At 39.5% G+C, this 12,301-nt stretch carries 13 protein-coding genes; 11 read left to right on the top strand and 2 right to left on the bottom strand.

Features of this window, described 5'->3' with window-relative positions:
- Positions 1 to 821 precede the first annotated feature (821 nt).
- From AC1Z3S_RS16775 to AC1Z3S_RS16795, 5 genes are all read left to right on the top strand, one after another.
- The gene (locus AC1Z3S_RS16775) at positions 822 to 1,733 is read left to right on the top strand and encodes an ABC transporter ATP-binding protein (protein ID WP_461736123.1); all 912 of its coding nucleotides are present in this window, start codon (positions 822 to 824) and stop codon (positions 1,731 to 1,733) included.
- A complete protein-coding gene (locus tag AC1Z3S_RS16780; RefSeq protein ID WP_461741302.1) occupies positions 1,726 to 2,484 on the top strand; it encodes an ABC transporter in 759 nt (252 codons plus the stop codon). The genes AC1Z3S_RS16775 and AC1Z3S_RS16780 overlap by 8 nt, the downstream gene beginning before the upstream one ends.
- The gene (locus AC1Z3S_RS16785) at positions 2,474 to 3,181 is read left to right on the top strand and encodes a hypothetical protein (RefSeq protein WP_461741303.1); all 708 of its coding nucleotides are present in this window, start codon (positions 2,474 to 2,476) and stop codon (positions 3,179 to 3,181) included. Before AC1Z3S_RS16780 ends, AC1Z3S_RS16785 begins: the two co-directional genes overlap by 11 nt.
- Before the next feature lie 169 nt (positions 3,182 to 3,350).
- The gene (locus AC1Z3S_RS16790; protein WP_461741304.1) at positions 3,351 to 4,187 is read left to right on the top strand and encodes a MerR family transcriptional regulator; all 837 of its coding nucleotides are present in this window, start codon (positions 3,351 to 3,353) and stop codon (positions 4,185 to 4,187) included.
- Entirely contained in the window at positions 4,180 to 4,689 is a 510-nt protein-coding gene (locus AC1Z3S_RS16795) for a ClbS/DfsB family four-helix bundle protein (protein ID WP_461741305.1), read from the top strand. The genes AC1Z3S_RS16790 and AC1Z3S_RS16795 overlap by 8 nt, the downstream gene beginning before the upstream one ends.
- 241 nt (positions 4,690 to 4,930) lie before the next feature.
- Here AC1Z3S_RS16795 and AC1Z3S_RS16800 read toward each other — a convergent pair whose 3' ends face one another.
- A complete protein-coding gene (locus AC1Z3S_RS16800) occupies positions 4,931 to 5,230 on the bottom strand; it encodes a bacteriocin immunity protein (RefSeq protein WP_461741306.1) in 300 nt (99 codons plus the stop codon).
- A gap of 271 nt (positions 5,231 to 5,501) precedes the next feature.
- Between AC1Z3S_RS16800 and AC1Z3S_RS16805 the strand changes: the two genes are divergently transcribed.
- The 3 genes from AC1Z3S_RS16805 to AC1Z3S_RS16815 all read left to right on the top strand — a co-directional run bounded on the left by AC1Z3S_RS16805 (position 5,502) and on the right by AC1Z3S_RS16815 (position 7,139).
- On the top strand, positions 5,502 to 6,083 hold the full coding sequence (locus AC1Z3S_RS16805) for a helix-turn-helix domain-containing protein (RefSeq protein WP_461741307.1): 582 nt from the start codon (positions 5,502 to 5,504) through the stop codon (positions 6,081 to 6,083).
- Positions 6,084 to 6,549: 466 nt separating this feature from the next.
- A complete protein-coding gene (locus AC1Z3S_RS16810; protein ID WP_461741308.1) occupies positions 6,550 to 6,804 on the top strand; it encodes an AbrB/MazE/SpoVT family DNA-binding domain-containing protein in 255 nt (84 codons plus the stop codon).
- On the top strand, positions 6,798 to 7,139 hold the full coding sequence (locus tag AC1Z3S_RS16815) for a type II toxin-antitoxin system PemK/MazF family toxin (RefSeq protein WP_461741309.1): 342 nt from the start codon (positions 6,798 to 6,800) through the stop codon (positions 7,137 to 7,139). The genes AC1Z3S_RS16810 and AC1Z3S_RS16815 overlap by 7 nt, the downstream gene beginning before the upstream one ends.
- A gap of 190 nt (positions 7,140 to 7,329) precedes the next feature.
- Here the strand turns inward: AC1Z3S_RS16815 and AC1Z3S_RS16820 are convergent, their stop codons facing one another.
- On the bottom strand, positions 7,330 to 7,740 hold the full coding sequence (locus tag AC1Z3S_RS16820) for a hypothetical protein (RefSeq protein ID WP_461741310.1): 411 nt from the start codon (positions 7,738 to 7,740) through the stop codon (positions 7,330 to 7,332).
- 315 nt (positions 7,741 to 8,055) lie between these two features.
- Here AC1Z3S_RS16820 and AC1Z3S_RS16825 point away from each other — a divergent pair, with 315 nt between their 5' ends.
- Genes AC1Z3S_RS16825 through AC1Z3S_RS16835 form a run of 3 tightly spaced genes read left to right on the top strand, consistent with a single transcriptional unit; the run spans position 8,056 to position 12,094 of the window.
- Positions 8,056 to 8,505, top strand: a complete 450-nt coding sequence (locus AC1Z3S_RS16825) for a MarR family winged helix-turn-helix transcriptional regulator (protein WP_461741311.1) — start codon at positions 8,056 to 8,058, stop codon at positions 8,503 to 8,505.
- Positions 8,506 to 8,556: 51 nt separating this feature from the next.
- Positions 8,557 to 10,323 (top strand): ABC transporter ATP-binding protein, encoded by a 1,767-nt coding sequence (locus AC1Z3S_RS16830; RefSeq protein WP_461741312.1) that lies wholly within the window; start codon positions 8,557 to 8,559, stop codon positions 10,321 to 10,323.
- Entirely contained in the window at positions 10,313 to 12,094 is a 1,782-nt protein-coding gene (locus AC1Z3S_RS16835) for an ABC transporter ATP-binding protein (protein ID WP_461741313.1), read from the top strand. Before AC1Z3S_RS16830 ends, AC1Z3S_RS16835 begins: the two co-directional genes overlap by 11 nt.
- Positions 12,095 to 12,301: the final 207 nt, after the last annotated feature.

Consider the following 12,301-nt stretch of genomic DNA (forward strand, 5'->3'; position numbering starts at 1 on the left):
TATTTTTAATACTTGATTAGCTGCTGCAAATTTTTAAAAGCTGCGTAAAGAGAAATAAGTAGTTTTTATATTGTGAAGAAAAAGTGAGTATGACAGTTTGCCTTTGGGCACCCTTCGGCTGTAGAAAGTCAAAAGTAAGCCTATAAGGTTTCTTCAAAGGGTATTTGGAGTAGCGTTTCACAGAACAAACAGCTTAAAAAATTTTCTCGGCAATTTGTGGGTTCTTTTTCTGGCACTAATTAGAGACAGTTGTGTGTTTTGCTAAACACGCTTGATAAAATGAGCTATTTTGGATAATCCCAGAGAGGGGACTCTGCTAGTTATAAAACGTGATAGCAGTCTAAAAGGAGACGTATTTCTCCAGCAAATAAATTTGTCACTTCGCAACTAAAACCACCGCCAGTAGAGAGTAGCAGTTCTTTTTTGAAGCAAAATCAAAAGGTTCTACTCAAATAAACATTGTTAGTTTCAATTAATTTTGTTATAAAGGTCTAATTAGGACCTGCCTAATTAAAAGAATAAAAGGTTGCCGGGCGTATCAAATATAAAAAATAGCTCAAGAAGTTTATCGTGAAAAAATTTTTTAAGATGATGGCTCAGAATTATTTACCCCAAAAAAATTTCCGCTTAACTAAACCGAAAGCTCATTAGAATGACTCTACATCAGCAAAAATTCTGGTCATTTTTATTATTAGACTACGACTTATTTTAAGCAAAAAGATTTATTTTTGGCTTTTTTCAAGAAAACAGCCCCAACTGTGCAAGTATTCGATATAATTAAATTTATAAGAAAAAGATGAAGGACTGTATGGGGAAGCTAAATGAAAAAGGTCATTGATTTTATTGATGTTCAGAAAAGTTTCAATAAAAAAATAGTGCTATCAATCCCACAGCTGCAGATTTACCAGCAGCAGGCAGTCGGGATTATCGGGAAAAATGGTTCAGGCAAATCAACGCTATTAAAAATTGCCAGCGGTCTATTGTATCCAAATCAGGGGAGCGTGCGCATTCTGGGCAACAGTTCTCAGCATAAGCGGGTTAAGGAGAAGGTCCGCTTTGTTTTGGAAAGCGGCCAGGGCTATTATGATTATCTGACAGCTCGGGAAAATATGGATTATTTTTTAGCCATCAATGGTTTTTCTTTGCAAAAACTCAAGGCCGAGGCCAAGCGTTTGGGGGATTATTTGGATTTTTCTCAGCACATGGATAAAAAAGTTTCAGCGCTCTCACAGGGCAATCGGCAAAAAATGTCGTTGATCATTGCTTTACTGCAAAGGGCGCCGATTTTGGCATTAGACGAGCCGACCAATGGCTTGGATATTCCCACCAAGCAAAAACTAGTGCGGGTCTTGCAGCAATATATTCAAGAAAATATGGCAGTCGTTTTATTGACGAGCCATGATGTGGAATTTTTACGGCAATTTACCACACGGATTCTCTTATTAAAGGACGGGCGGATTACCTTTGACGATGCGCCAGGAATTTTATTTCGTAATCAGTCGCTGGAGAAATTTGAGTTTCAAATTCACTATCAGGAATATTTAGAAAAAAGCTCGTTGATTGCTAATCGTAAAAGTATTCGTGTTCAGCAAACAGAGGGGGGCATTACGACGCTCATCTGTTTAAGCGAAGAGGATAAGCGCTTCTTGCTAAACCACTTTGACATTTTAAACATGAGTTTAGCAGAGCGGACGATGGAGGATATTTTTAGCGAGGTTCTGACCTATGGGTAAATTTTTCTGGTATGAAGCCTTAAGGGAGCTTCGCGAGCTACAAAATTATCGAGTCAATTTAATTTTTGCTAATCTGTCATTGGTCGTTTTATTTTGGGGCTTTACGAATTATTTTAGCAGCGGCAATCCGAATGCCATGTTTTTTCTGCTGTTTGCTTGGTATTTTGCTACACACAGTACGACGGTACCGACCTTCATTATTGAAGATGAAATAAATGACCGGACAATTATTTCCCTTTATCAAAGCAAATATTCCATTGAACGGCTAGTTCTTTGGCGCTGCGGTGTCCAGATTTTTGTCGATACCCTCAAAGCGATTCCACTATTTGTCCTATTAGCCTTTATCACAAAGGCCTCCTTAGGCGACATCAGCATCTGGTCCATTCTGTCGATTTTATTTTTGGATTACCTGGTGATTATTGGACTCTATGGGCTGGGGATTTTTTTCAGCAGCTTTACGCTGTTTTTCAGTCGCACCTCTAGTGTCGTTAGTTTATTAAGTTATTACATGCTGTTTTTCAGCGGCTTAACTAATGAGCGGCAACTGTCACCGATTTTAAAAGGAATAGCCGACTTGTTCCCTTTTCAAGAGCTGAATCTTTTAATCAGCAGTATTTTGCAAAACCAAGTGCCAACGAGAATTTTGTTGATTTTATTGGCAAAAGTGGTCGCCTATTGGCTTTTAGGGCTACTTATTTTTCGCGGGGCGCTGAAGTTGGCCATCAAGGGAGGGAAACTTTTTGGGACGTAAGCTCTTTGCTGAAGTCAAACGCTTTATTTTAATGAAGAAAAATTATGGCTTGGACACACTTTTTGATTGGATTGGAGAATGGATTTTTGTGGCCGGCCTGATTGTCACGGCCCTGACCTTCCAAGAAGAAGTCGCTGTAGGCCAGCTTTTTATCTGGTATGTCGGCTGGGTGCTGATTTTTGAAGGAATTCAAGAGATGGAGCTGGAAATCCGCCGCAATCAAATGAAAAATTTACTGAGTTTAAAAAACAACTTATTTGGCACTTATCTGTATCGAGGGTTAATTTATTTAGTGTTTGGCAGCTTATTATTTGTCGGCATATTATTTTTGGTGCGACCTGCTTCACTACCGGAGTTGGGCAGTTTTCTTGTCAGCGGCAACGGTTTGAAAATGGTGCTGTTAAATGCCCCATTACTACTCTTAATGTATTTGCTGCTTTTAACGTGGGCGCAATATTTTGAAAGAATCAGCACTGCCGTTAGTTTTATCAATACGCTATCTTTGATGCTATCGGGTTTAGTTTTCCAAACTTTACCCTTTAAATACTTTACTTATGCGGCCATTTTAGAAGGTGTCATCAATTGGGAACCCCTTGAAGTCATCGTCTATCTGCTGTTGTTACTATTATTAAGCGGACTGTTGGTGAAAAGTTATCGCAGCTGCCAACGGAAAATTTATTTAGCGGGCGGCATTTAGCAATTGCCGCCTCGTTGATGAAAATAATATCTGCAAAAATTACTTAACCTGCAAATTTAGAGCTGTTTTATTTCCCGCTGAAATATTGTGTTTTTAGCTTGACCTTGTCACTATGTCAAAGTTTACAATAGGTTTAACAAATCAAAAGAAAGTTAAACGGGGTGGGGAAATGTTTCAGATTGGTGAATTTTCAAAATTGTCCGGTACTAGCACTAGAATGCTGCGGCACTACGAAAAGTTGGGCTTGCTACAACCGCAAAAAACGGATGAGTACACCGGCTATCGTTTTTACAATGCCGGACAGCTGCAAAAAATCAACCGTATAAAAAAATTGCAGGCAATGGGCTTGTCCTTAGCAGTGATTCAGCAGATTTTATCAGACGAGGACCCGCAGGTATTAAAAAAACATTTGGCAATTCGGGAAGTAGAGGCGGCGGAGGAACTAAAAAAAATTCAGCAGCAGCAAGCTTTGATGAATAGTCTGCAGGAGGTTTTAGGCTCAGAAAAAGCGCTGGATTATCATGTGGTCCAAAAAACGCTGCCCGCCAATTTTGTGATGAGCACTCGGCAGGTAATTACTGATGCCGCTGGGGAAAGCGTCTTGTGGCAGGAGTTATTTACCATTGCCGAGGAGCAAAAGGTTCAATTTGCGACACCACCTTTGGCCCTTAGCATCTACCATGATCCAGAATACCATGAAGAAAATATTGATTTAGAAATTCAGATGGCTGTCTTGGGGGACTACCAAGAGACTGAAACCATAAAATTTTTTGAAACACCAGCATTGCCAGTGGCCTCGGTTACTTTTAACGGGCCTTATGAACAAATGCCCGACGTGATGGCCGCTTTGGGTCAGTGGTTAGAAATCAATCACTATCGTTTAGCTGGCCCGATGCTGAACATCAATCATGTTTCCCCCGCTCAAGATCCCAATCCCGAAAATTGGGTGACCGAAGCCTGCATCGTTATTGCGCCGATTAATGGAGAGGATGAGAAAAATGGCTAGACCACAGGATAAAGCAACACTAATTGCCCAATCACAGGAATACTATGAGCGTCTGATAAATTTAATTGAAAGTTTTTCACCGGCGGAACAAGCCGGCACCTTTCCTTTTGATGACCGGGACCGCAATTTGCGGGATGTCCTGATTCATTTATACGAATGGCATCAGATGTATTTGACTTGGGTTCATAAAAATTATGATGAGGGCATCAGCACCAAATTTTTACCGGAACCTTATACGATGAAGATGACACCGGAATTGAATCAGCATTTTTGGCAGCAGCACCAAGAAACTTCCCTTGAAGAAGCGAAAAAACTACTGGCTGAGAGTCACCAGGCTGTGATGGCCGAGTTTGACCGTTTCAGTGACGAAGAACTTTTCACTAAAAAATATTTTCCGTGGACGGGGACCACTTCTCTGGGTAGTTATAGTGTTTCCGCCGCTTCAAGCCATTATGACTGGGCCTGGAAAAAACTTCGCAAATACCAAAAAAACTTGAAGTAAGGGAATTTGAATCATCTAATTCTAAACTAGTTGCCACTCGTTAATTTAGGTAATTGAATACTAGAAAAAGTTTTAAATTTTTAAAAGCTGGATTTTCCGATAGGGGTAAGCCAAAATTAACCCCCCTTTTCAACCAAAATAAAACATCGTTTGCTAAGAACATCTAGTGACCTTTTGCAGGTCACAGATGAAAGCAAGCGATGTTTTTTTGTAGGTAAGAGGACAAAACTTCCACAGAAATTTAAAACCAAATCGGCATCATCATACAGGAAACGGCAATGCCTTTGTATTTGGCAGCCGCAGGTTTCAGATGATTGAATAAATCAATCAAAGACCGAGGACAGTCCCGTTGATGTCCAAGAACATAAATTGCAATTTCATCACACAGCTGTGCCGCAATAAGATTTGCATCTCCCTGTTTTTCTAAATCGTGGGCAGCTGCAAAAATCATTTTTTCTAACTCGGGATTTCCCTCCACTTGGGGGTCCTGATACGTGCTACTTAAGAAATCCATCGTCTTTTCAATTTTTTCTTTTGACATAATTATCAGCTCCTAGTCTCAGCTTACTCCGATATCAAGCAAGTTCAAGGGGATGCCATTAATATGACAATAGTGTTAGATTTTTTGGGTTCAAGAAAGCTTTCCGTTTAAAAAATAAAAGACCTGAAATTTATGGATTCACAAAAATGAAAAATGCAGAAAATCCCATTCTAACAACATTGCAAGCGACTCTTGCTTGCGGGAGCAAAAGAGATTTGCTAGTATTTAGAAGGACTTTTGTTAGAGTAAAAGTAGCTAGGGAGGTATGCAGATGTTTAGCGAGATGATTAAGAAACGTCGAAAAGAATTGGCCTGGACGCAACAGGATTTAGCCGACAGATTATTTGTGACCCGTCAGACCATTTCAAATTGGGAAAATGGTAAAAATTTTCCGGACATTCCCACACTTATTCAAATCAGCGATCAGCTGGAACTTTCCCTCGACTATTTACTCAAGGGAGATGCCAATTATATGAAGAAAGTTGAACAGGACTATGCCATGATTGCTCGCGAGAAAAAAGCCAGAAAGTTGGGCAGAGTTGTTGCTGCTTTAACCATCGCCGTAATACTAATAGCTTTAAGCGGGACCACTTTGATTAATCAGCAAATTTTAAGTGAAAAATGGCTGGTTGTTATTATCTTGACGCTGTGTCTGCCGCTGGAAATTTTTAGCTACTTACTTTACAAAACCTATTTCAAAGATGACTCAAATCCGCTGCAGCCGCTATGGGTACCTAAAGCATATGGCGTTGGCCTCGCCATCAATCCCAATCATTTTATCGGCAAGTTCATCTGGTTGATCATCTTCATCTTTATTTTTGGATTGTGGTTTTATGCTTTGTTCTTTTTGTGAGTCGGGTTTTCAAAAAAATTGTTAAATCAATTTGGCTTGGAAATATTTACCTGATGAGTTAAGCGAGTTGAGTTGGTAAAGATTTTTTTATAAAAAATTTTGTCAGTAATCAACACCCTGTTAATCTGTTTGGGTTGGCAGGGTGTTTTTTTTGAGGCATTTTATTTTTGAAATCTATTTTGAATAACCTAAAAATAGCAGGATTTCAGGAGATGCTTGGTTTTCCTTCACTTTTAAGACCTTTTTAAAATACCTTAAAAAATAGACTCCTCAAATGAAAACAGCGGGAAAATTATTATTTATAAAGAGATAGTAGCGCTAAAGGTAATTTTTTTGTTAGAAAATCATCAAGAAACAGTGTTAGCCTGTTAATTAATTTTGTAGGGTTAACTTTCAAGAGGATTTAGCAAAAGATATCCAGAAGATATCTTTCGTGATATACTAAAGAAAAAAGGAGACCAATTCGATGACTAAAATTACCGTAAATAATTGGGGAAACAGTTTGGCAATTCGCATTCCAAAGGATATTTCGCAAAAATTTAATGTTGAGAATGGCGACAAGTTAAATATTGAAATTAAAGATAATCAACTAATCATTACCCATACAGTTGAAGAAGAAAAAACGCTGACCTTTGAGGAGCTTTTTGCAGATTATAATGGCGAAAGCTTTAAGACGGAATTGATTGATTTTGGTGAAAGCACAGGCAATGAGCAATGGTAATTAAACAAGGGGATATTATTAAAATTAATTTGAATCCTAAAAAAGGACATGAGCAGCAAGGGTATCGCCCTTGTATTTGTCTAAGTTATAAAGGTGTAGTTAAATATTCCAATGTGGCTATTTTTGCTCCTATCAGCAACACTAAAAGAAATTATCCACTTTATGTTGAGTTGAGAGGAACAGAGACAAGCGGCAAGGTGTTGCTGGATCAGTTGGTAACTTTAGATTTTGAAGAACGAGGCTATATCTTTGTTGAAAGTGTCCCCGATGATTTGATTCAGGAACTATTGGTGAAAACTAAAGTGATGTTCCAAAAGGATACAAATAAAGCCTGAGACATTAGTTAGAACAAAGCCGAACTTTTACGAAGGACATCTAGTGAAAACTACTTGATATTGTTAATTTGCGACGAGGATTACTGGACCGCAGGAGCAAATATGACATAGTTCGAGATTTCATCTGTAAAAAGATTAATGTCACAGCTCAGATGTGGGCTGCTATCCTCCGAATTTTCAAAACACTTCGCTACTTTTCGCCAAACTCTCCATCCATTTCGCCAACTGTCAGCCAATTTTGCTGCTGCCATAGTTCGATTTCCGCAAAGCAAGGCACGGCTGGACTCGGCTGTTCCTTTAAAATTATCTGAAGCGGTTTTTGATGAAGTAATTTTTGGCCTAAAGCATAAGTGGCTTCGGCAAAAGCAGCAGCACCGATGTAACCAGAAATACCGTTTTTTTCTTTATTATACAAATAGAAAATATCTGCAGCTTCAATATCACGAAAAAATTGTGTGAAAATTTGTGGGTACTCTGCAACTATATTATCGGTTTCCTGGGGATAATTTAACACTTGATAACCTTGCGCTTGGAGTGCCTGGGCTAAATGTTGAAAGTCTGTTTGAAAAGTGATGCTACCGGATATAATAATTTTTGTCATGGCTGAAAATCCTTTTTTTATCCAGTATAGCAAACGACACTAAGAGTTGTTGGATTTTTCTCAATAGGTTAACAACCAAAAAGTTAAGCGTGCTCAATAAATTTTGCAGTTTCGACAACAAATTAAATAGTTCGACGGAAAATAAATATTGAGTTATTGCAATGAAGCGTAAAATAATAAATTGAAAACTCTCGCGACTGTTTTTCTGTAAAAAATAGAAAAACAGTCTTTTTTCACACTCTTTTCCTTGACTTAAAATAAAAGCAGCTATATAGTTAGTCAGGTAACTATATTGAGATGAACGGAGGTGTGCAGATGAATCCGCCAAAGGAACGTCGCAACGAATTGGGCTATGAAATTCGCGAATTATCGATTTTACTGGGACGCTATATTGAAAATGAAAGTGCGAAGATGGGTGTTCAGCATATGAAGGGTCCACAGGCTTGGGCTTTAGGTTTTATAAAAAATCAAACGGGTCCGGTTTATCAAAAAGATTTGGAGGAGGAATTGTCGATTCGCAAACCTACCGCCAGTCGCCTAATTGATCGACTCGAGCAAAAAGGTTTTGTTAAACGGGTCGTTTCTACAACGGATAAACGTTGGAAGCAGATTATTTTAACAGAGAAGGCCCAAAAAGAAATGGAACAGGTGGATGGTTTTATTGCCTCTGTTGAAAAGAAAATCAAAGCAAATTTGTCTGCTGAAGAAATTGCCACATTTAAAAAAATTGCCGGAAAAATCAAAGCCAATTTTGCAGCCGATTAAATTAGAAAAAGCAATTATAGTTAGTTGACTAACTTGTTACAGGAGGAACTTATGTTTAAAATTTTTAAAAAGATGAGCCAGACCGAAAAATGGCTGGTCCTCGTCAGTCTGCTATTTATATTATTACAGGTTAGTTTGGAGTTAAAGATTCCCGATTACATGTCGGAAATAACGCGGTTATTACAAGAAGACGGCACTAAAACCAGTGATATTTTGATTCCCGGCGCTAAAATGATTTTGATGTCCCTAACCAGTTTTGCGGCATCGGTTGTGGTCGGTTATTTTGCCGCTAAAATTGCTGCCGGTTTAACACGGCGGCTGCGGGGCGAAATTTTTGACCGGGTGACGGATTATTCAGCTAAAGAAATTCAACATTTCTCTGTACCTAGTCTGGTGACCCGCACCACCAATGACTCGACGCAAATTCAAATGTTAGTTGCAATGGGACTGCAGGTAGTAATCAAAGGCCCCATCACAGCTGTTTGGGCGATTACCAAAATCGCCAATAAAAATTGGGAATGGACCACAGCAACGGCTGTCGCTGTTGGTGTGTTGCTAGTCTTGATTACAGTGATTATGACATGGGTGCGCCCTAAGTTCACTTTAGTGCAAAGCTTGACGGATAATTTAAACAGTGTGACGCGGGAAAATTTAACAGGAATTCGTGTGATTCGTGCTTATAATGCCGAAGCCTACCAAAATCAAAAATTTGAAACGGCCAATGATGAGTTGACGCAGGTTAATTTATTTACTGGACGGATGATGTCTTTTATCAGTCCGACGATGACTTTAGTTTCCAGCGGCTTAACGCTGTCGGTCTATTGGCTAGGCTCCACCTTAATTCAGAATGCCGCAGCTGCAGACAAGCTGACTTTGTTCAGTGATATGGTTGTCTTCACTTCTTATGCTATGCAGGTGGTAATGGGCTTTATGCTGATGACGATGATTTTCTTTATTTTGCCGAGGGCCTTGGTGTCTGCTAAGAGAATTAATGAAGTGCTCGATTTGAAACCTTCGATTGAATATGTTGCTGAAGCGACAGAGGATTTGCAAGAGACTGGCACTGTGAGTTTTGAAGGAGTTTCCTTTGCCTATCCAGAAGCTAGCGAAGATGTCTTGCATCACATTAGTTTCTCTGCGAAAAAAGGTGAAACAGTTGCCTTTATCGGTTCAACCGGTAGCGGAAAGAGTACCATTTTGAAATTGATTCCTCGCTTGTACGATATTACCTCTGGTACGATTCGTGTGGACGGTCAGGACATCAAAGAGTTTCAACAGGAACAGCTAAATAATATTATCGGCTATATTCCCCAAAAAGCTGTGTTGTTTAGCGGCGACATTCGCTCGAATATGGATTTAGGAACGAGCAACGATTCTCCGCTAGATGATCAAAAAATTTATCAAGCGTTGGAGATTGCTCAAGCTGCTGACTTTGTCAAAGCAGAACCGGGTCAATTAGACGCAGAAGTGGCTCAAGGCGGAACCAATTTTTCCGGTGGTCAAAAACAACGGCTGGCGATTGCGCGAGTTATCGCCCGTAAACCAGAAATTTTGATTTTTGATGATTCCTTCTCGGCTTTAGATTATCAAACAGATAAAAAATTGCGGGGCATTTTAAAAGAAGAAGTACCGGAAACGACAAAATTAATTGTCGCTCAGCGGATTAGTACGATTATGGACGCTGATCAAATTATTGTATTAAATGAAGGTCGGATTGCCGGCAAGGGTACCCATCGGGAATTACTGGCGGGCAACCAAATTTATCAAGAAATTGCTTATTCGCAATTATCGAAGGAGGAATTAGAAAATGAAGAATAGTTCAGCGGAGCATCTTAATTTCGCCAATATTAAAAAATATGCTGGCAACTATACAATTCCCTTAATTGCCGCTGTGATTTTTGCGACGGTGGGCAGTATTACTTCGATTTTAGGTCCAGATAAATTAAGTGAAATTACCGATACAATTACGGCTGGTCTTTACACGACCATCGACACTGACAAAATTATGGAAATTTGTCTGTACTTAGCTATTTTATACGGTGTGGGCTTTTTGATGAGCTATTGCCAAGGATTTTTAATGGCTACCATCACCCAACGTTTTTCCAAAAAATTACGGGGTCAGGTTTCTGAAAAAATCAATAACCTGCCACTGCAATATTTTGATTCCCATCCTCAAGGGGATACTTTAAGTCGCGTGACCAATGACTTGGATACCGTGGGTCAATCCCTCAATCAAAGCTTGGGCACATTAGCACCGTCAATTACTTTAGTCATTGGCTGTCTAGTGATGATGTTCCACAACGACTGGATGCTGAGTGTCACAACGATTCTCTCTGTCTTTTTGGGCTTTTTCATGGTGGTTGTCATCTTGACAAAATCCCAAAAACATTTTGCGGCTCAACAAACTAAACTTGGGAAAGTCAGCAGTTTTGCGGAAGAAATTTATTCCGGTCATAGTGTGATCAGCACTTATAATGCTGAAAAAGAAGTCAAAGGCGATTTTTCTAAATTAAATGACGACTTATACAGCAGTGTTTGGCGGGCGCAATTTTTATCCGGCATCATGCAGCCGATGATGGGCTTTATCGGTAACTTCGGTTACGTGATGGTCTGTGTAATTGGTTCGATTTTAGCCTTAAACGGTACGATTTCCTTTGGTGTCATCGTGGCCTTTATGATTTATGTCCGTTTATTCACTCAACCTTTGTCACAATTGGCACAGGCTTTCAGCACGCTGCAATCAGCAAGTGCAGCATTAGGCCGTGTTTTTGAATTTTTAGATGAAACGGAAATGGCTGATGAGTCGCATCTAAGCCAACGTTTAACCGATACTAAAGGGGATGTTACCTTTGAGCATGTTAACTTTGGTTACGACCCGGCACAACCGATTATCCACGATTTTTCCGTTGAAGCTAAAGCCGGCAAAAAGACGGCAATTGTTGGGCCGACCGGTGCTGGTAAGACGACCATTGTCAATTTGCTGATGAAATTTTATGAGGTCAATAAAGGAACGATTGCTATCGACAATCAGCCTTTGAGTGAAATGAAACGCGAAGAAGTGCATGATCAATTTTGTATGGTGCTGCAGGACACTTGGTTGTTCGACGGCACTGTCAAAGAAAATTTAGTCTTTAATCAAACTGGCGTTTCTGATGAAGAAATTATCAATGCCGCTAAAGCAGTCGGCATTCACCACTTTATTCGCACGTTACCAAAGGGTTATGACACCGTTCTAGACGACAGCATCGAATTGTCAGTTGGGCAAAAGCAATTGATGACCATTGCCCGGGCTTTGATTAAAAAAGCACCGATGCTGATTTTAGATGAAGCGACCAGTTCAGTCGATACCCGGACGGAAGAACTGATTCAAAAAGCAATGGATAAATTAATGGAGGAAAAAACTTCCTTTGTTATCGCCCATCGCCTTTCGACCATTCGTAATGCTGATAACATCCTAGTGATGAATCACGGAGATATCATTGAGCAAGGGAATCATGAAACCTTGATGGCCAAAGATGGCTTCTATGCTAACTTGTATAATAGTCAATTTGCCAAACACGGCAATGCTGGCGATATCGAACTAGCATAATTTAAAACGAAAAAATTGTAGGATTTAAATGGCCTGTTCATTTCTGAAATATCAGGACGTGTCTAATATCCACAGTCAAAAAACGCCAACTTGTAAAACTCACAAGTTGGCGGTTTTTTTGCGATGAGATTAATTTTTCTTTGAAGTGTTCCTTAAAACTACAGAAGCTTAACTTTCAACTTTCCATTTAAAAGAATTTTTAGAAGT

It is taken from the genome of Enterococcus sp. LJL90 (genome assembly GCF_056924355.1).